The organism is Gryllotalpicola daejeonensis, assembly GCF_039538145.1.
Lineage (GTDB): Bacteria > Actinomycetota > Actinomycetes > Actinomycetales > Microbacteriaceae > Gryllotalpicola > Gryllotalpicola daejeonensis.
Genome location: NZ_BAABBV010000001.1, coordinates 2,273,089 through 2,293,938, shown reverse-complemented (window position 1 = coordinate 2,293,938; position 20,850 = coordinate 2,273,089). Strand labels below are relative to the sequence as shown.

The 20,850-nt window shown below is 64.8% G+C and carries 12 protein-coding genes; 7 read left to right on the top strand and 5 right to left on the bottom strand.

Going from position 1 to position 20,850, the window contains the following annotated elements; all coding sequences use genetic code 11:
* Positions 1-13: 13 nt before the first annotated feature.
* From ABD736_RS11175 to ABD736_RS11155, 5 genes are read right to left on the bottom strand one after another with little or no spacing between them, the layout of a single operon-like run.
* Positions 14-3,025, bottom strand: coding sequence for a Z1 domain-containing protein (locus tag ABD736_RS11175; RefSeq protein ID WP_344791843.1), 3,012 nt, complete (start codon positions 3,023-3,025; stop codon positions 14-16).
* Positions 3,022-4,008 carry a PD-(D/E)XK motif protein gene (locus ABD736_RS11170; RefSeq protein ID WP_344791842.1) on the bottom strand — a complete coding sequence of 329 codons (987 nt, stop codon included), beginning with the start codon at positions 4,006-4,008 and terminating at the stop codon, positions 3,022-3,024. The genes ABD736_RS11175 and ABD736_RS11170 overlap by 4 nt, the downstream gene beginning before the upstream one ends.
* A complete protein-coding gene (locus ABD736_RS11165; RefSeq protein ID WP_344791841.1) occupies positions 4,001-5,524 on the bottom strand; it encodes an ATP-binding protein in 1,524 nt (507 codons plus the stop codon). The genes ABD736_RS11170 and ABD736_RS11165 overlap by 8 nt, the downstream gene beginning before the upstream one ends.
* Before the next feature lie 2 nt (positions 5,525-5,526).
* Entirely contained in the window at positions 5,527-8,874 is a 3,348-nt protein-coding gene (locus ABD736_RS11160) for a DUF499 family protein (RefSeq protein WP_344791840.1), read from the bottom strand.
* 3 nt (positions 8,875-8,877) lie between these two features.
* Positions 8,878-11,703, bottom strand: a complete 2,826-nt coding sequence (locus tag ABD736_RS11155; RefSeq protein ID WP_344791839.1) for a DUF1156 domain-containing protein — start codon at positions 11,701-11,703, stop codon at positions 8,878-8,880.
* A gap of 196 nt (positions 11,704-11,899) precedes the next feature.
* On the opposite strand from ABD736_RS11155, the gene ABD736_RS11150 reads away from it, so the two are divergent.
* From ABD736_RS11150 to ABD736_RS11120, 7 genes are all read left to right on the top strand, one after another.
* Positions 11,900-13,615 (top strand): ATP-binding protein, encoded by a 1,716-nt coding sequence (locus tag ABD736_RS11150; protein ID WP_344791838.1) that lies wholly within the window; start codon positions 11,900-11,902, stop codon positions 13,613-13,615.
* Positions 13,612-16,143 (top strand): sigma-70 family RNA polymerase sigma factor, encoded by a 2,532-nt coding sequence (locus ABD736_RS11145; RefSeq protein ID WP_344791837.1) that lies wholly within the window; start codon positions 13,612-13,614, stop codon positions 16,141-16,143. Before ABD736_RS11150 ends, ABD736_RS11145 begins: the two co-directional genes overlap by 4 nt.
* Positions 16,144-16,262: 119 nt before the next feature.
* Complete coding sequence (locus ABD736_RS11140) at positions 16,263-17,363, top strand: DNA cytosine methyltransferase (protein WP_344791836.1); 1,101 nt, start codon at positions 16,263-16,265, stop codon at positions 17,361-17,363.
* Positions 17,364-18,160: 797 nt separating this feature from the next.
* Complete coding sequence (locus ABD736_RS11135; RefSeq protein ID WP_344791835.1) at positions 18,161-19,240, top strand: Ltp family lipoprotein; 1,080 nt, start codon at positions 18,161-18,163, stop codon at positions 19,238-19,240.
* Between the two features lie 135 nt (positions 19,241-19,375).
* Positions 19,376-19,627, top strand: a complete 252-nt coding sequence (locus ABD736_RS11130) for an AbrB/MazE/SpoVT family DNA-binding domain-containing protein (protein WP_344791834.1) — start codon at positions 19,376-19,378, stop codon at positions 19,625-19,627.
* Positions 19,624-19,998 (top strand): type II toxin-antitoxin system VapC family toxin, encoded by a 375-nt coding sequence (locus ABD736_RS11125; protein WP_344791833.1) that lies wholly within the window; start codon positions 19,624-19,626, stop codon positions 19,996-19,998. The genes ABD736_RS11130 and ABD736_RS11125 overlap by 4 nt, the downstream gene beginning before the upstream one ends.
* Positions 19,999-20,052: 54 nt before the next feature.
* The gene (locus ABD736_RS11120; protein ID WP_344791832.1) at positions 20,053-20,850 is read left to right on the top strand and encodes an IclR family transcriptional regulator; all 798 of its coding nucleotides are present in this window, start codon (positions 20,053-20,055) and stop codon (positions 20,848-20,850) included.

Sequence of the window (20,850 nt, the reverse complement as noted above, 5' to 3'; positions counted from 1 at the left end):
CGCGCGCTCTAGCTCAGTCCACCTCGATGATCTGTCGCAACGGCACACCCTGCTTCTTCGCGCGGAAGCCGACTCGCCCGAGCGCCGCCGTGGACGCAGGCATCGCTATCGAGAACAATGAAGCGACGTTCTTCGGGTCCGCGGGCCCCACGATCTGCGAAGTAGGGCGACTCTCCGACGTGGTCGGCGACGTGGGGTAGTCGTCGGCGAAAGTGAATAAGACGGACCCTCGGTTCGGTTTCCGAAGTGCCTCAGCCCCCGCCCCGGGAGTCGCCTTCGCTGCGCCGGCGATGTACTCGGCAGCGTGGCGCTGACGGGCTGAGCTTCCTGAGAATCCGTTTCTGCCTGACCGGCGCGTGCGCTGGAGGATCTGAACTTGTCGACCGGCAACGTCATGCGTGCGTTCACCCTTGATCTCCAGTTCAGGGAAGATGACCGCGAAGTCTTCGAGTTTTCCTTCGTCCACCGCCCGTCGGATAAAGTTCACGGTGGGGGCGAACGAATAGCCCTCCGCCCACTCGAACTTCTCGAGCACCGACGCGACTTCAGCTGCATCGACCACGACCACCCGCGCATCGTATGAAGCGCCAAGGTCGGTGTTCAGAACGACGGGTTCTTCGCGCCGGTCCAGCCACGGAGCGACGAGCTCGAAGTGTTTCGCATTTGCCGCGCCCGAGCCGCGATCCGGTTGAAGAGGGAAGTCCTTCACCTTTCCGGGATTTCCCTCGAACGCCAACTCGACGTTGTACATCTTGTTCCCGGCGGTCGGCCGGAGCCAGGGCAGCTGCTGGAAGACGAGAGGCGGCACATCGATGGGGCGCATTGCGGGCTTGCCGGTCTCGGGGTCCAGCTCCGCGAAGTCATCGAGCTGTGCGCGGAAGGCCTCTTCGTCCTCCACCATGGCTGTAAACGCCTTGTAGAGGTCGTAACTCTTGTTCTTGTTGTCGACGACGTCGCGTGCGATGTACAGCCGGACGAGATCACGGTAGCCGGGACGATAGCCGAACCAGCGCCCCATCTGCATGAAAGTATCTGCCGCCATCGCGCGTCGCTTGAAGTACGTGACAGTCAGACCTTCGACAGTGAAGCCTCGACTCAGCTTGGCGCCACCGACCATTACGCGCCAGAAGTCCTTCGTCGTGAAATCCATCGCGTTGTAATCGCTCTCTTTGGAGCCATTGACGACAACGACGGGCGAGTTGTCCGACATGATTTTGGTCACTGTCTCACCGATGTACTGCCCGAGGTCATCGAACGAGTCGGGGAGGGAAGCCCCCCAACCGTTTCTCGCGCGGTGAACCGGGACGAAGTCGTTCTCGTACAAGGCGCGCAGCCGCGCCTTCGCCTCAGGCGAGCTGTAGCCGGCTTCGAACCACACCTTCTTGATCAGGTTCGCGAGATCTGTGTGGGCGGCCTGCTTGACGTCCTCGTGAACCAACATCGTGTGATGACGGAAGCTCAAGTCCGGATCGTGCGCCTGCCGCCAGAGCTTGATGGCGCCGGTCAGCACGAATGCGTCGAGTGCTCCGCGGATCTCCTCGGCTTCCGCCTCCCCTGCGTCTGCTTTGAGATTGCGCACGTGGGCGAGCTCGTTCGAGTTGGCGGCCGTGCGCTGTACGCCGGGTGGCAGCTCCTCGAGATCATGGAAACTGGTCCCGCCCATGTAGTCGGGCGACGCCTTGAGGCGCACGATGAAGTCCTTCGGGAAGATGTCGATCTTGTCGTCCGGTTCGACGAAGACGTTGGCGAAGGGCGTGGCCGTGTAACCGACGTACTGTGCGCGCGGCATCAGCTTGAGGATGTCGGAGATCAGCTTGTTGATCGCCGTGCGCTCCTTGTCCTCGTCGGTCAGCGGAGCCTTCTTCTTGTTGTTCTTGGTGTTCACCGATGCCTGGTCGGCCTCGTCGTCGATGACCAGAACTGGGATCTCGTCCAGTCGAGTGTGAATGTTCTTCAGGTCGCTGAGCAGTTTCGTGAGCACCGCCTTGTTCTTTTTCACGACCGCGATGCGCACGTTGGTGCCGTAAAGGTTGTCCGGGTGGTTCACCGGCTTATGTACGTCAGTGAGCTCGGATGCCGATCGGAAGTCGAGGGTGTCGAGTCCCTGTTTCAAGGCCTTGTAGTCGCCACTCGCCGTGGTGAGACGCTTGATCGAAGGGATCTGCTTGCTTGCGGCCAGGTTCACACCGTGCCGGAGGAACTTTCCGGCGAGCCAGTCCGTGTCCCCTGTGCCGGCGTAATCGACATCGCGGATCGCCTCGATGTCGTTCTTGTCGTGGCCACCGAGGATGTTCTCTTCCCCGATCAGCTCCATGTCGAGACGGCGCTGAGTCTGCCCGCGAAGCAGCTCGATCGTGCCCGTGAGAACGATGATCAGCCGGTATCCAGCATCGATCGACTTGGCGATCATGCCGGTGAAGTTCGCGGTCTTGCCGCTCTGCACGTACCCAACGACGAGCCCGCGTGACGAATATGCCTCCTCGGCAGCAGGGTCGGCGAGACGACTCACGATTTTCGAGGACGAGGCGTCGACTTCCGCGATCGCCTCCGGCGACCACTTCTTGTTCTCCAGAACGCCGCGATACGCCTTCCAGTAGAAGTCACGCTCCTGCCGCTCCGGCGTGTACCAGGGGTCCCAGTCCTCTGCCACAATCACGGAGTCGACCAGTGCAGCCTGACGTGGGAACGCATCGTCGATCTCCGCCCGGCTCGGCTCGGAGAGCTTCAAGAGGTCATACATCTTCTGGCGTCGCGCATGGCTCCCCGCCGCCGACTCTTCGGCCCAGGCCGGGCCGTCCGCGACGTCCCACTGCGCGATCGCGATGTGCGCTGCTCGCCGCGCCGGCGCATTGAAATCGGCATCCAGCACCGCCGCGATCAGCCTCGGTTCGTCGATTGGATCGAAATCGTCCTCGCTCAGGAATAGGTTCACGCGCGAAAGCAGCGGCTTCGGCCCGACCTTCTCCATCCCGCCGAATGCTGACTGGACAGCCTCGACCAGCGCTGTCGCGGTTGCTTCGCTCATGCCTCTCCTTCGCAAAAACCGTTGAGCGGCTCGGGCGCCGTTACAAACGGAAGATCAGTGACATCGAGACGGTATGAGACACCACTGACATGGACCGGTTGCGGGACGACCTCATCGATGCGCGGCCGCGTGATCGCAGGGAATCCGGGATCGACCAAGAACGCGCGCGGCCGGCTTCGGTACTGGAAGCGCGTCTTGTAAAGGTCGCGCGCGTCATCTCGCCAATCCGCGGCGCTCAGACGGGCCTCGAGCAGGCGCACTCCTCGATCGGTCTTCCCCCGTACCTCGTCGACCAGCTGCGGCAACGTGAACCCGTCCTGCCCCTTCCCCGCGAGAGTCAACTGAATGGAGATCAAGTACAGCGGCCTCTGCGGCGAGGGCAGGAGCTGGGTTTCCGAACCGATGACATGCACCCTCGCCTCCGAGCGTGTGGTCTTCACCTCCGCTTCGAAGGACTCGAAGCCGAAATCGTGTTCGCCCGCATCCGGGCCGAGCCAGGCGACCATCGCCGAGTCCTCACCGATGACATCGATGACATAGCTGAGGACCAAGAGTTCGCCGATGAGGCCGGCCTCCTTCTCCTCGGTCAGGCGCTTCCGCTTCGCTAACAGCTCCCTGAGGGCTTCGAACGCCTCAGAAAGGGCGTGGCGCAAGGTCGTGCCGTACTGCATCTGATCCACGATGGATTCCGCAAGCAGGTAGGCCTCGTAGCGCATACCCTCGGCATCGACGTCCACACGGAACCACTGACCACCGAAACCGGCCAATGTCGTGCGCTGGACCCCGATGCGCTCATACGCGGTCACGTCCGGAAGCTCGCCGACCGCGGGAACATAGAGGATGACCCGTTGGTAGATGGGATCGATGTCGAGCAACGCCGGAACCCTATGACTCAGCGGGAAGCGCGTCGCCGCGTCTGCGCGGAAATACGCGTCGACGGTCTCAGGCGTCAGATGCTGCACGTCGCCCAGTTCGTTACTCATCCGAGCCCCTTTCAATCGATCGACGCTGCTGTGCGACTTCGTCGCGCAACGCCGCCGTGAGCAACTGCTCCCACGCAGCGACCTCCTCGCGCTCACGCGCGCCGAGATAGGAACCGTCGAAATACTTCGAGAACACGATCATGAGCAGCGTCTTGACCAAAGGAATGTCATCTTGATCGGCACTGGGGCCACGAGCTATAACGCTCCGGAACTGTTCGTTCAGCCAGATCGTTCGGGCATCGATGTCGATCTCAAAAGGGGATTCGCTGCGCATCACGCGCCATCGGACATCCACCGGCCCCGCAGCGGAAAACACGACCGAGTCGGTGAACGCGTCGATCATGTCGGCACTGAAGCCGCGGTCCGGTTGCGAAAGCGTGACCGGATGCTTGGTGTAGCGCCGCGACTCGCGGCGAGCGCCTTCGGCCGTGGCGATGAAATCGGTGAACGACGCCCCGCTTCCTTTGGCATCCCGAATCGCCCGCTTGAGGTCAGCGTCGAGCTCAAGACCGGACTTCTCCGGGTTGATCGTCACATGAGAGATCAGCCGGTCGTCGAGATCGATCGAGACGCGCGCGTATTCCAGTTCCGGCTTTTCTACGACGAGCGTGTTCCACCCGCCGATCTGCAGCAGGCGATCGCGACGGTAGAAGTAGAGCCCTTGGGCGAGCGCCCCGGGTCGGCCGCCCAGCCTGAACTCGGGCATCCCGGACTGGTTCGCCGGCCAGATGTGCGCTCTCGCGCTCGACACCACGCCATCGACTTCGAGGCGCAGGTCGGCCGGATACCCCGCTGCTCCGGTTCCGATGTACTTGAACGGGTCGATCGGCTGCACCGGTGAGGCGGGCCCGGACTCGTTCCAGTCGACGACGAACTCATCGACATGGATCCGCACCCGCTGAGCGGCGAGCAACCGATGGAAGACGATCCCGAGATGCGCGCGAAGCCGGTCGATGCGCTCCTCAAGCCACCGCGTTCGCTCTGCGGCATCTGCCGACGTCAGAAATGTGCGGGGCTGTTCCCACTCGACGACAGTGCCCTTGTCGAAGGGGAAGTCAACTTGCATCGAAGCCACGATCGCGTCGACGTCATCCTCGTCGAGAACGTCGACATGTGTACGGTCTGAGTCGTGGATCGCACGGCCGACCGAGATGCCCCCCAGCGCCCTCGAGTACACACGCAGCACGTCCGCCTGGCTCAACGAGGCTGCTTTCAGTCCGAGCCCGAAATGGCCGAGGTCGGATGCCCCATACTCGCGTCGCCCGGCGAACGTCATGGCCCTGTCTATCGCCGGGGCGTCCATGCCATCGCCGTCGTCGATGATCTGAAGCCCGGTCATTGTCTGCCCCGTGCGGACGAACCTGACGAGCACGTTGGACGCGTGAGCGTCGATGCTGTTGTCGATGAGGTCGGCGACCGCGGTCTCGAACGTGTGGTGCCGACCGACGGCTGAGACGATCGAGTCGTCCGGCGGGACCGCCCGACTCTCTGTTACCCGCGCCTGCCGTGACTCCATGATCAGAGTTCCGTGAACCGGCTGCTTGTGAAGCCCAGATTTGTGCCGTTCTCCCGCACGATGCGCACGATGTCGTCCGAGAAGCCCTCGCGCTTCTCGGCGTCGACGGTGATGCGAATCTCGAGCGTGTTCGGGTCCGCCGATTTTAGGTGCTGCAACAGTTCGTCCACGACGTCGGTGAGCTGGCTTCGGAGATCGCCGGACACCAGCACGTCGAACACGCCCTTGTACCGGGCGTTCGGCACCGTGACGACCGTGGGAGGGTCCGGCGTCGGTGCCGGGCCTGGTGACGGATCTGGGGCCGGCCCTGGCTGCGGATCGACCACCGTCGACTGCTTCTCTCGCTCGCGCTGCGCCAAAGCGATTTCAGGCTTCACCAATAGCGTGGCGTCAGTGATCGCCCCGAGGGAATCCTCGAACGGAATCCGAAGACCGGTGAAGTCTCCCGTCGAGGCGTTGTAGCTCTCGGCGAGTGCGAACCCTGTCGAATGCCACGAAACGTCGTGCATCACGGACTCGATCGCGTCCGTCAGCACTGCTTTGTCGCGCAGACGCGCAAGATATGGGTAACGCTGGTGGTACTCCCACAGTTCGCCGACCGAGATGCGCCCCTCGTTCCACTTCGCCCTCAAGTGGTTCTGAAGCGCCAGCCCGACAGTGGCGGGCGATGACCGCGGATAGACCAGGTCAAGCTTGCGTAGCCGCTCGCCGACGAACTGCGTGATCGCGCCCGTCGCCCCGTCGACTTTCCTTTGGGCGATTCGCAGAGGTTGGGCTCCGTCGTTCTGCTCGGGGTAGAGCGCCCAGATCCACGTTTCGCGCAACCGCTGCGCGATCGTCGTGTTGAACGCCTCGACCTTCTCGCCGGCCTCCTTCACCTGCGACTGCGTCAGGTCGAGCGCGTTCTTGTCGTCGCGGATCCCGCTCCACGCCAGATAAGAGCGAACCGTTTGCTCGAGCTCTGCGACTCGCGCCTGGTCGGGCGCGACCGCGACGAAAGTGTTGGCGTTCACACGCGGCGCGTTCCCTCGCTTGGTCGCGAGATCGTGCACGAACACCCGCGCCGGCGTCTCGGCGCTCTTGCCGTCGTAGGTGTTCCGTGGGTGCAGCAAGACCAGGCGCGCGCGATCGGATTCCGCGAGATCGGCGGTGTCGATCGGTGCGACCACCACCTCGGGAAAGTCCGGAGTCGATCGGAGTTCACGCTTCAGCCGACTGACGATCTCCGCATGCACTGCGTCGACCGAGAACAACGACGCACGCTCCGCCGCCTTGCGGTTGAGCGACGGCTTGATGTCGAACCAGAGCCGGTCGCTCTCGTTGTAGAGATAACTCGATCGCTCCGACAGCAGCTGCAGCGCCGTGCCGAAGTTGCCGAGCGTGTCGCCCGGCATCGCAACGCCGAGGAACACGCGCTTGCGCTCGATCCCGCGGTGGGCCGTGTGTAGGGTTGCAGCCGAGCCGAGGAACCCGGCGCGCGCGATCCGGCGGGTCAGCGCACGATTGCCGAACAGTGGCTTCTCTTTGTCGATGTAGAACGACACCGCGGTCGACCCGTCGATGTCGCTCTCGATGATCGACTTCCACGTGTCTTCGATGTAGCTCGAGATCTCGTCGCGCACCGCAGGCGCGTCGAGCGGCAGCGAGCCGGGCATTATGAGCGGCGAGTCGTCGCCTGCGGCATAGAGCGCGTGCACGACGGCGCTCATCAGACGCAGCACGCCGCGCGTGCGCTGGAACCGCTCGAGCGTCGACCAGTCGGCATACAGCCGGTCGAACAACTCGGGGTGGATCGGGTAAGCCACCCGGATGCGACGTTCGTAGTCGTCGTCGCGTGTCTCGGGCGGCAGCTCGCCCGAACTCGACCGGTAGAACTCCATGAAACGGCGCGCGGTCAGCGCGATCTTGCGCGCGGCCTCCGCATCCGGTTCGCGGAAGAGGCGTCGCTTCACGATCTCGAACGACTCGGTGCTCGATGCCGGCGTCCAGTTGTGTGCCTGCCGGCCGATGACGTGCAGCAACCGCTGCAGCGCCTCCCGCCCACGCGAGCCGCCCAGCTCGAGTTCGCTCGCGTCCCGCTCGCCATCGTCCCGGCGCACGTCCGAAGCGGGCACGGACACCAGCAGTACGGCACCCTGCGTGCGGGTCACCGCCTGAGCTAGGTCTTGCGCGAAGGTGAACTGCGATTCGAAGGAACCGCCGACGAGATCGTCGCGGCCAGCGAGACCACGCGCGTACGCCACCCACTCGTCGATCAAGATCACCGCGGGCGCATATTTTTGCAGCAGTTCGGTGAGCGCGCTTCCCGGGCTGGTCGACGTGCGGTCGGCATCCGCCACCATCGCGAAGCCCTCGCCGCCCCCGAGCTGCCACGCCAACTCGCCCCAGATCGTGCGGATCTCGGTGCCGTCGGGCTTCACCCACGACTGCCCGGGCGACAGCTCGGTGCCCACGATCGCGACACGCCTCATCGGTCGTCCAAGTGCGTCCGGCGCGATCGCCTCGTCGAGCGCGTCTTGCACGCCCTGCGGGAATGCGGTCAGGGGCAGCCCGCTGAATAGGTGCCACACGGCGAGCATCGAATGCGTCTTGCCGCCGCCGAAGGTGGTCTGCAGGTTGATGATCGGATCGGCGTTGCGATCGCCGGTCACGCGCCGCGCGGCGAGCTTGAGCAACGTCTTCAACCCGTCCGTCAGGAACGTGCGGTGGAAGAACTCGACGGGGTCGTTGTAGTCGGCGGATGCCTCGCCGCCGGTCGCCACCTGATGCAGGTCCGCCGCGAATTCCGCGCGCGCGAAGTTGTTCGACGCGATGTCGGGGTGCGGCTGCAGCACCTCGCGCCACGGCGTGAGGTCGGCGGCGGCGAGCCCGGGCATCTGGGCCGCGCGGGTGTCACGGCGCGTCTCCTCCGCGTACGTCGTGCGCTGCAGGTCGAGCTTCGACCGGCGCAGCGTGTCGGCGGCCGAGCTCGCATTGATCGCGCGCATCAGCCGCTCGGCGGTGTCGAGCGCTCTGTAGGCATCGTCGGCGCTGAACGGCAGCCGGTGTGCCCAGGCATCACGATTCGAGCGCAGCTCACCTGCGAGGTTCTGCTCGGCTCGACTCAAGTAGTCGGAGAATGGGAAGCCGAGGCCTCCCATCCGCTCCGTGAGCACCCGCAGCTGCACCTGCGGGTCGCTCGGCGAGTATGCCTTGCCGTCGATCCCGTCCTTCGCCGCGAGCAGCGCGGTCCAGTCGCTGACCCCGGCCGGCAGGTGCGGCCCGAGCACTCGTGCGATGAACGGCTCGAGCGCCGCGCTCACCACGTCGAGCGCGTCACCCACCCGGTCGAGATTGCTGCGCACGGCCATGTGTCACGCCTCCAGAAGTGAGTCGAAGTCGAGTTCGCTGCTGACGCTAGCGGGAGCTGCTGACACCGCGGCGTCGGCCGCCGTGCGCACTTCTGACCACGACGATCCCAATGAGTTGAAGAGGATGCCCGCCTGGGTCATCCCCCGCTTGTCCGCGATCGCGAACAGGCGATAGGCCAACTCGTGCGCCGCGGTCGTGTCGACGCCGCGCTGCTCGGCGCGCGCCAGAATCCGCCCGGCTGCGTCCAGCCCCGACCCGCTCAGCGTCTTCGCCAGGTGCAGCACGACCTCCCACAACGAGATGCGGTCGTCGGTCATCGGGTCGTAGCCGTCGGGCAGCTCGTCCGGAGCGAACAGCTTCACCTTGCCCGCCCCGCTCGAGAGCACGCCCGAGTGCGCAAGACCCGAGATCGACGCGTTCTTCGCGTTCGCGAGCGTTTCGGCTTCGCCATAAGCGGATGCCTCGAAGCCGTGCTGCTCGAACCACGCCACGCACCAGCGGGTGTCGCCGTCGAAGTCACCCTCCTGCTCCGAGAGGACCTCGTCGAGAATCGCGTTGATCTGCCGCAGCGCCTCGCGCACCGACATCGGCTCGCCGTTCGGCTCGATCACCTTCGCGTACTTCGAGAAAATCGCCATACCGGGGCCAATCGCAGCCTGCGCGAGGTCGACCGGCGCGATGCCGCCCTGCTGCAGATCGCGGAGCGCGTTCGGGAGGGCGCTGCGCAGCTCGGAGACGAGCCCGCGACGATCGATGATCGCGGCCGTCTCGGGGCGAGGGCGAAGAGCGAGGACGATCGACGATGCCAGGGCGTTGGTTCCGACGGAGATCATCCGCCCTGCGCGCTCGGAGCGCACTGGCCATGTCGCGGTGATCATCCAGCCCGCGCGGATCATGCCACCCAGGATCGTCTCCCAGCCCGTCGACGCAAGGCCTTCGGATTCGAGTTCCGACTGCTTGAACGCGTAGAAGACGGCGATCGGATAATCATCGCTCGCGGTCTCGCGAGCGTGCTCGAAGACGTTCTCGAACCCTGTCTCGAAAAACTCTTGTGCACCGTCTCGGCCGCCATGACGGTATGGATTGGCGACGAGCTCGTCCGCCTTCGGCACCAACATCGTCCCGAGAAGCCGAGCATGCACATTGCGGAGCGCGCGCCTCAGCCAAACGTAGAAAAAGTCCGAAAGATCCGAATAGCCGATGTTGTCGTAGTACGGCGGATCCGTCGAGATCAGCACATTCGTATAGTCCCGTGCGGCTGCGTCTGCCTGTACCGCTTCGCCCGGTGGACTGGCCGGAAGTCGAGTCAGGGCATTGGTCAATGACTCAAGCGCAACGCCGACGTCGCCCGCAGCACCGGAGAGTGGCGAGTTCTCTACGAAATCCCATGCCATCGGGATCGCCTGCCGTGCAAAGAGATTCCGAGACTGGTCGCGACTGTTGGACCAGGTCGCGAGTGAATTGCCGAGATCAGTCGTACGACTGACGCCAAGCCCGAGGTAGGTGGCGATCGCGTCGGCGTACGCGGCGGCGGCCGCGCCGCCAGCCTCGAGGCCGGATCCGTCGGCAAGTCCGCCCGCCGTGGCATCCGCCAGCACGCGTTCGCGCGCCTCACCGACGAGGTCGCTGAACGTCGTCAGCGCCGTCAGCTGCCGATTCGTGAACAGCGACGCAAAGGTCGTGAGGCCGTAACGCACCACGTTGATTCGTCCCGGCCAATCGAACAGCTCGCCCTGTGGCACGTCAGTCGGGTGAGCTGCTTCGGCGGCAGCGATGTGCTCCTCGGTCGCTGCTAGGTAGATGCGCGAACGTTGGCCTTCGGCGACGACGGCCATAAGCTGTGCACCCAGTCCGTCCCGCCGGCTCTGCACGCGAACGTATTCGAGCGGGACGGCGGTGCCGCACGAGATGCACTTCGCCCCGAGGCGCCCGACTGTCCCGTCATCGGTGCCTTTCGGCCCGAGCTTCGGATCGTGTCCGATGCCGAACTCGACCTTGCCGTCCACAACGCGGTGGACGACGTAGGCCTCCTTCCCCTTCTTCTCGCCGAGCCACCAAGAGCGCACCAGCGGCATCTCGATGCCGCAGGCCGGGTTCGGGCAGGTGACGGTGCGGGCCCAGATCCAAGCGATGACGGTCGCCTTGGAACCATCCTTGAGCGTTGCCTTCGGGTAGAGATGCCCGATACGCCGCTCGGCCTCGTCGCGCATCCACTGCCCGTACCGGCGCACGTCTTCGGCGAGCCCGGTCGCCTTGGGCCACGAATTGCGCTGGCCCGCGGCATCGGGAAACACGGGCGGCCGCCCTGCGAACTTCGGCGGAATCTCGATCAACGCCTTGTTGATCAGCACCGCCACAGGGTTCAGGTCGCTGGCGTGCGCTTCGAGACCCAGTCTCTGCGCCTCGAGCGGAATAGTGCCGCCGCCGGCGAACGGGTCGAGGATGGCGGGCGGACGCCCGTCGGTGGAGCGCAGGATCTCGGCGCGCACCTGGTCGAAGAGGGCCTCGTCGTTGAGATTGTCCCAGTCGACCATGCGACGGATGAGATCGAAGAGCCGTTCGCGCTCGGCGGCGATGCGACGATCGACGTAGTCGTCGATGTCGGCCTCACCGTGACGGATCGCCTCTTCCCGGTACTCGTCGGCGTTCTCGCTCGGGTCGTCGACGAGCTGCGCGAAGAGCACCGCGCGCGCGGTCGCGAGAGGGCGTCGTGCCCACCACAGGTGAAGCGTGCTGGGGTGCCCGTGACGGATCGACTTCTCGCGCGCCGACTGCTTGTTGATCTCTTCGAGAGGCAGAGCGACTTCGATGAGCTTGCGCTTGGGCACGTGTTCCTTCCCTCGCCGCGGCGAGTGGTCAACCGCGCGCCTTCTCTTTCTATACGATCGGCCGATTTGAGGAGAGCGCACTTTGGCGCGATGGGCGATGCAACGGTGACGGTTCCCCCGGACTGGGGTACTTCATGGGCTGCTCACATCCGGATCCGGAGTCACGGATGTCAGAGGCCGCGCCTAGCATCCGAACGTGGCATCGAAGTCAGTAACGCCGGAACCCCCCGAGGTGGAAGAGACGCTCACCCGGGCGCGGAAGCGTGCTGCGGCGAAGAAGGCAACCGGCAAGGCGGCATCGGCAACGAAGCGTGCGCCCAAGAAGAAGGCCGCCGCGGCCGATGACGATGTCACCGAGGTCATCGACCTAGCACCGGACCCATCGATCCTGAGCGCGATTGGCGCGGGCCACGACCTCGCATCGGCCATGGCGGACCTCATCGACAATTCGATCGACAAGGGCGCAACGCGGTTCCTTGCCCGCTTCGTCACCGACGACAACAAGCTGATCGGCGTCCGCATGCACGACGACGGCGTCGGGATGTCAGCGTCTCAACTCGCCAAGGCGATGCAATTGGGTGCTCGGCGAGATTACGCCGGCACTGATCACGGCCACTTCGGCGTCGGGCTCAAAGCCGCTTCGTTGAGTCAGGCCGGCCGCCTGACGGTCTATACGCGTTGCGGCTTCGAACCGACGCACGCGATGAGGCTCACGCAAGGGGGATTCAGCGCCGAGGTGCTGTCCCAGCTCGCTGCGAACAAGGGCTTCACTCGGATCGCCGGCCCCTTCGCCTCGGTGGAGAGTGGAACGGTAATCGAGTGGGACCACTTGCACTCAGTCTTTGAAGGCGGGACAGATGTCGAGCGACGCACGTGGCTTGACAAGGTCTTCACATCACTAGGTCATGAGCTTGGACTGACGTTCCATCGCATCCTGGCTCGCGACGGCATCACCATCGTTCTTCAGCAGTACGACACCACATTCGGTGACGGTGCGCCGATCAAGGTCCAACCGATCGACCCTTTCGGCTTCACGCCGGGGGCTACGGGCTACCCGCTTGAGCTCGAAGCGACGACGGCGCGCGGCGCGACGCTGCGGTTCAGCTGCCACATCTTGCAACCGAGCAACCAAGGCCCAGCAGCCAAACTGCTCGGTCGCCCTCGCGCCGAGTGGCAAGGCGTGTATGTCTACCGGAACGACCGCCTTCAGCATTCGAGCGGATGGCTCAATCTTCTTCCTTCGCGTTCGAACGATTTGCAGCTCGCTCGCGTCGCGATTGAACTGACGGACGAGCTACTCACGGACGTGCGCATCAATCCCGAGAAGAACGGCGTAGTGCTAACCGGCAACGCGGTTCATGCGATCGAGCACGCGACATCAGCAGACGGCCGAACCTTCCAGTCGTTCATCTCGAAAGCCCGCGAAACCTTCCGGACAGGCACCCAGCGCGACCGCGGACCGAAGCCTGTCGCCCGAATCACCGAGGGGTTGCCGCAGGCCGTCATCGGGGCGCTCGACGGCGAGTTCGGATTCCGTGAAGACGGAAACACTCTAAGGGTGCTTTGGAAGCCGCTCGGCCCGGGCCGACTGTTCGAGCTCGAACACGCGAAGGCGACCCTGTGGCTCAATGAGGGATATCGCAAACAACTGCAAGGAGTGCACGGCGGCGACGCCGCATTCTTCAAGACGTCGATCGTTCTGCAGCTCCAGGACAAGCTCGAACGTGGGCATCTGCAGCAGAGCACCATCGACCAGATCGAGCGCATCCACACGGTCTTGGCCGCGGCAACATTCCAACAGATCGACAAGGACGCGTATGACGCCGGCGAGTCTCGCGAGACTCGTGCTTCTGCCCAAGACGAAATCGACTTCGACGACTGGGAAGTCGGTGATGAAGTCCCTTTAGCGTGAAGGTCGATGATGAAGGCTTCATCATCGACCGTGTCGACAGGGATCTCCCTGAGCGCTGGAAGAACATCCGCCCTGTCAGCGCCGACCCGATCAAGGACTATCTGCGGACGATAGGCCGAGCACCGCTTCTCACTGCAGAGGAAGAGGTCTCTCTCGCCAAAGAGATCGAAGTCGGTGTCGTCGCGCAAGGTCGGCTGGCGCAGCCAGCCACTGCCGGCTCGAGTTCGGCGTACCGGCGCGAGCTCACTCTTCTCGCTCGGCAAGGACGGAATGCCTACCGGCGAATGGCGCACGCGAACCTCCGGCTCGTGGTCTCGATCGCCAAGCGGTTCTTGCGCAGCGGCGTGCCGTTCCTCGACCTGATTCAGGAAGGCAACATCGGGCTTCTGCGTGCGATCGAGATGTTCGACTACTCGCTGGGGAACAAATTCTCGACATACGCCACGTGGTGGATTCGCCAGTCGATCACGCGAGCGATCGCCGACCGTGGCCGGTTGATCCGCGTTCCGGTGCACGTCAACGAGGACATCGGCAGGCTTCGAAGCGCGAGGACGAAACTTGAGCACGCAACAGGCCGCGAGCCCCTGATCGGTGAACTCGCGCAGGCTGTCGCGAAAGACATTCGCGAAGTCGAGCGCCTGTTCAGCTACGACCGACCCGTGCTGTCGCTCGACACACCGCTCAGATCTTCCGAGTCGGACGGAAGCACGGTCGCCGACCTCCTCGTCGACGGCGATGCAGCCTCTCTGGACGAAGCGTTCGCAGCGGCGTCGCTCAAGCCCGCCCTAGAACAACTGCTACTCGACCTGCCCCAACGCGAAGCAGACATCCTCCGTCTTCGGGCAGGACTCGTGGATGGACGGCAATGGACTCTCGACAGCATCGGCGAGATGTTCGGCGTCACGCGTGAGCGCATCCGCCAGCTCGAAAAGTCCGCCCTCGCGCAACTGCGGGCGCCGAAGCGTCGGCGCTTCCTCGCCGAGTTCCTTACCACGGGCGAAAGCGAGCGGAGCGCAGGACGAGCTTTCTCAGCTCGGCGACCGTGGCAATCTACTCCGAGTTCGATCACAGACATGATCGACGCGGACGGCCTCGATTCCCTTGTCAGATGGGCAGTGCAAGCCGTGGCCCGATCGAATGAGGTCGACCCCGGCAAGCGCAAACGCAGACGCCAGCAGAACGCGCCCTCCGCACCGGCCCGACTCCCGGCGTCAAGCCGCTCCCGAGATGATCAGGGCACCACCGCGGCCGGCGTACCCCCTGGGTCTTCAGAGTCGGCCCAAGTGGCAATCGCTCCCGACAAAACCCGTGGCGTAAAGGGACCCGCGACCAATAGCACGAGCAACGAGATCCCGAAGAATGCATGGACGGACTACCCCGAGTTCGTAAGCGCGGATGTGGCGTCCAGGTTCCGAGGCGGAGCGACTCCGCAACGTATCGCCGCCGCATGGGGCATAGACAGTCGTGACGTCGTCGTCATGCTGTGCATGACCGTCTTCCAGTTGGACGAGACGTCGAAGCACAGCGCAGATGCATACCAGCAGGGGCAGCGTTACTCCGATGTGGATCTCATGACCATCCTGTCGATGATTCGAGAAGGAGCTGGAGTCACAGCGATTGCACACGCGGTGGGTCGCACCCCGTTCGCGATCGCCTCGCAGATCGTCAGCCGAGACAAGTTCCGCAAGGAATGGTTGGCATCGACCGGAAGCGGCATCGCCCGACGTCCTGATGCTGCCAACGCGGACGCGGCGGGAAGTGAGCCGACACACCCCCGTGACGTGCAGGTCCAAACGGATGATGCTCTGGACGACTGGAAGAAGCAGCCCAGATACGCCGCCCAAGTCCGTGACGGAATCGTGACCGCCTATCGGCGAGGGCGGCCTCCGTTCGAGATCGCGTACTCGACCGGGCTGAGTCAGGCAGAAGTCGTGTCGGTACTTGCGTCCGAATGCCACGGGATCGCTGTCGCCGACCCCGCGACCGGTCGTCAGCACTTCTCGGGCCTCGGTCAGGACGGCAAGGCTCGGGTGAGCGAGATGCGAGGCGCGGGCGCCACGGTTCCAGAGATCGCGCACCACCTCGGGCTACCGGCGTTCGCTGTTGCGTGGCACGTGATCCTTGACGAGCAGCCACAGGCGAGGCCGGCAGGTGTTCGCGAAGCAGAGCCCGCCCTCGAAGACCCGCAACCGGAGCAACCGGCGTCGTCCGCTGTTGCGACGGAACCTCCATCGCTCTCTTCGGGTAAGGCTCTGCTCAGCAAATACTCGGCGGGCGAGTCGCCATTCGATATCGCGGCTCGCACTGATATTCCCATGCGGGAAGTCATCCGCCTCCTGAGCATCGAGCTTCTAGGCCTCGACCCCAGCGCGCAGGAGGGCGCGCGAGTCACTCACAAAGGACACGCCCTCTCCCCCTTGGAAGCGCTCCAGGCATCCCAGCAAATCCTTGCCGGGGCGAGCGTGGCGACCGTGGCCGACCAGTTCGGTCGGTCTCGATTCGCAATCGCGCCACCTCTTGACCGATGACGGCATGCGCGCGTTCCTACTGAGAGGTCACCCGGATGCCTGAGCTCCCCGGCCAGGGCGCGTCAAGCAGACGCCGACCGGTGCACGATCACCTGCCAGCGTTGAGTCAAGATGAAAGCGTGAGCCCCTACGTCGATCTCGATCCGATCCGCATCCTGGACCTCTTCGCGGGCGCGGGGGGCATGAGCGAAGGGTTCCACAACGGTTCGCCGAGGTTCGTCACCGTCAGGGCGGTCGAGATGGACGTCGCGGCGGCCGCGACCTACGCCGAGAACCACGGGAAAAACGTGGTCTTCACCGGCCCGATTCAGGACTGGCTTGCCGAAGAGGAAGTCCCACAGGTCGACGTCGTGATCGGCGGGCCCCCCTGCCAAGGCTTTTCAACTCTCGGCAAGCAAGACGCAGAAGACACCCGGAACTTCCTCTGGCGACAGTATGCCGAGACCGTTTTTCGCGCGCAGCCGAAATACTTCGTCGTCGAAAACGTTGCCGCCTTCACCAAATCGCCACAGTACGAGGACTTCATGCGCGAGACCTCGCCGGACGGCATGCTCTCGAACTATCACTTCGATTCCCGCGTGCTCAATGCAGCTGACTTCGGTGCAGCGCAGGCTCGGAAGAGGACGGTGATCATCGGCTGGCGCGATGACCAGGAGGCTCCCGGTTTCCCCGAGCCCACGCACGGGCCAGGTCGACCCAACCGGTACGTGGACGTCGATGCTGCGTTTACGGAGCGGCGGATAAATCCGTCCGTCAACCTCGTCGATCTCCCCGCTGGCCGCGTACGAGTCATCACGGGTCAAGCGGTATCCGGACCGTACGCGTCCCCCGAGCTCCACGTGACCCGTCACTACACCGACAAGTCGCTCGAGCGCTTCGCGGCTATCCCCCCAAAAGGCAACCGCTTCGATATCCCCGAGCATCTGCTTCCTCCGTGCTGGATCAAGCACAAGACCGGCACCGGCGACGTCATGGGGCGACTGCATTGGGACAAGCCGTCGGTTACCATCCGAACCGAGTTCTTCAAGCCCGAGAAGGGCCGATATCTGCACCCTGAGGAAGACCGGGCCATCACGCACTACGAGGCGGCTACCCTTCAGGGCTTCCCGGACAGCTACCGGTTCATGGGAACGAAAACGGAAATCGCGCGCCAGATCGGTAACGCTGTCCCGATCCCGCTGGGCGCGGCCATCGGCCGTCACCTTGCGAACTACCTCTAGAGGGCACGGCCGCGCGCAGGTGGACCCCGTTTAGAAGCGGGGATGCCGTACAGCCGCTCTAAGAGCCGTCATGTCCAGCTCGCGGATACTGTTGATCGACTTCCTCTCGAGGGCCAAGCGTCGCACCTGGTCTGGAGCCAGGGAGCTGAGCGCAGTCCACCCCTTCCCGTAGTGAGCGCGGTAGATCGTGACCTCCTGCGCGATCACTTCGGGATCGTTGAACTCGCGCTTGCAGTCCTGACACCGATAGACCGGCCGCTTGGACGCGCGATAGAAGATCTTCGCCCTGTGGCAGTTCGGGCACCGGTACCCCGTCTTGGTCCCGTTGTCGCGGTCGATCGTGTCAATCCGCGAGTACCCGAGCGAGCCATGCTCGGACCACAGGACGATTACGTCGCCAACCGACGGCCCATCAGAATTCGCCACTTTGGAATCCCACTGATATGAACGTGGCGCATCGTCCGCATATCCGTCGTGGCTGATATTGCGCCGCGGGCCTGTCGCCAGCCTGAACGCCCACGCCCTCACCCCTGCGTCACCACTTACCGATGCGTCCACGCATTCCTCTCTCCACGCAGTCGCTCTCGCCGCGCCTTCTACGATTACACCCGAACACCTACACCCGAGTAATTCTCGAAACCGCGTTCTACGGCGCTCCCCCACTCCGGGGGTAATTCCGCCCAATACCGGGCGTTTTGGACAATTTGCGGCCGCCGATGTCGGTGGTGCCCGGAAACGTGCTCGCTCGCCTCGAGCACCTCCGCTCGCGGCATCCGTTCGAAAGAAAGCCGCACGAAATGTCCAACGCAACCACGCAGCCCTACGCGCCGAAGCCGGGCCCGACCCCGCCGCCGCCCTACCCGCCGCAGCAGAACCCCGGCGCCGGCCCCGCCACCACGAGCACCAAGTCGTTCACCGTCACCTGGATCCTCGCCCTGCTGCTCGGCGGCCTCGGCGTCGACCGCTTCTATCTCGGCAAGGTCGGCACCGGCATCCTCAAGCTCGTCACTGCGGGCGGCTTCGGCGTGTGGGCCCTGATCGACCTGATCATCACCCTCGCCGGAGCCCAGCGCGACAAGCTCGGCAGCCCGCTCGCGGGTGCCGAGAGCAAGACCGCGCGCAAGGTCGCCTGGATCACCAGCGCCGCCGTCATCGTGCTCGGCATCGTGCTCGGCTCGGTGCACCCGGCGAGCGCGAACGCAGGCAAGGCAGGCGGCGCGCCGGTCGCATCGCAGAGCGTGAAGACGGATGCTTCAACGCCGGCGCCATCGCATGACTGCAGTCTCTTCACCGACTCGACGGCCGCCTTGCTGTGCCGGTCGGGGAACTACGACATGGCCGTGAACACTCAGGATCTCGCCGACACGGCGGTGACGCTGCCCGACCTCACCGGCAAGACCCTCAGTGCCGCGAACGACGCGCTCACCGACGCCGGCCTGCTCGCCGATGAGACGACCGGTGAGCCGCAAACCGATGTGGTGACGAGTCAGCAGCCCGCACCGGGATCCGTCGTGCACCAGGGCGATTCGGTTACCTTGACCGCGGCAGCACCGAAGCCGAAGACGACCCCCAGCCAGGACCAGGCGCTCATCGCCGCCCAGAACTACCTCGCCGACGGCCAGGGATTCTCTCGCGCAGGTCTGATTGAGCAGCTGAGCTCCGCCTACGGCAACGGATTCTCGCTCGCAGACGCAACCTGGGCGGCGGACCACGCGGGAGCCGACTGGAACGCGCAGGCAGCCGAATCGGCGAAGAACTACATCGCGAGCGGCATGGGTTTCTCGCACAACTCGCTGATCGAGCAGCTCACCTCGAGCTACGGCGCGGGCTTCACGCAGGCTCAGGCCGAGTACGGCGTGAAGCAGGCCGGGCTGTAGTCGTCAGTGCGCGTGACTTCCCCAGCACAGGTACGGCGCTCGATCGGTTGTCCACGCAATCGATCGGGCGCCGCCGCCGTGTCGGTTGTCGCCCATACCCTGACGGCATGAATCGGAAAGTGGTACCTTCCCGCCATGAGTGGCACCTTCCACATGACGGTGGGAAACAAGGGGCGAGTCGTGCTCCCCGCTGACGTGCGCGCCCGGCACAACTGGGCCGAGGGGAGCGTTCTGATTGCCGTCGAGACCGCCGACGGTGTGTTGCTTGTCGAGCGCTCCGAGCTGTTGAAGCAGATCCAGGCAAAGCTCTCGGACACCAACATCTTGGAAGAGCTGTTCGCCGAGCGTCGCGCCGAGGCAGCGCGCGAGGACCGCGGCGAGTCATGACGGGCGCCGTCTTCGACGCGTCTGCACTCATCGCCCTGCTGAAGCGCGAGCCGGGGTGGGAAGGCGTGGAACACGCGCTGACTACGGGCGGATTCTGCAGCGCGGCCAACTGGGCCGAGGTCGCGCAGAAGGTGAAGGCGTTCGACTTCCCCTGGGACACGGCCCGCGGATTTCTGCGCAGCTACGGGCTGACCGTCGTTCCCGTGCTCGAAGACGACGCGGAACGCGCTGCCCAGCTCTGGAAAGCAGGCGAGGGCCTGTCGCTCGCCGACCGACTCTGCCTCGCCCTTGCTGACCGGCTGCAGCTGCCTGCGCTGACCGCCGACCGCGCCTGGGTCGGCAAGCACCCGCGCGCCGAGCTCATCCGCTGACGAGCCGGGCAGTCTGACAACCCCGCTCTCTGACGCGCCTGACAAACTGACCCCATGGCGAAAGTCGACAGCGACGAGGCGAACCGCGAGCCCTCACGCGGCGCACCTCTCTTGGTGCTCGCGAAGATCCGCGGCATCCTCGACGCCTTCAGCCTCGCGACGCCCGAACTCACACTCGCCGAGATCCGCCGCAGCACCGGGTTCCCCGCCACGACCGTGCAGCGCCTCGTCGCCAACCTCGTCGCCGAGGGGTTCCTCACCCGGCGCGGCGACCGCTACCGCATCGGCCTCAACCTCGCGTTCTGGGCCGCGCCGGCCACGCAGGGGCTCGATGCGCTCGAGGTGATCCAGCCTGTGCTGCGCCGCCTGCGCGACCTGACCGGCGAGACGACCGCCCTCTTCATTCGCGAAGGCGACGTGCGCGTATGCGTCGCCGTTGCCCCGACCCGCCACGCGATCCAGCGCGAGATGCACGTCGGCAAGATCATGCCGCTGCACGCCGGCTCGGCCGGGCGCGTGCTGCTCGCGTGGGACCCGGATGCCGCCGAGCGCGTCCTCAACGGACCCCTCGAACCCGTCGCCAGCAACACCGTCACCGACCGCGATGAGCTGCGCCGCCTGATCGGCGAGACCCGCCAGCGCGGCTACGCCGTCAGCCACGACGAGCGCACCGAGGGGGCATCCGGCATCTCGGCGCCGGTCTTCGATTCGATGGGCCAGGTCGCGTGGGCGATCAACGTTCTCGGCCCGTCGCTGCGCGTGACAACGGATGCCTTTGCCGAATGGGCCGAGCCAGTAGTCAGTGCCGCGCACGAGGCCACGCGCTTGCTCGGCGGGCGGATTCTTAGCTGA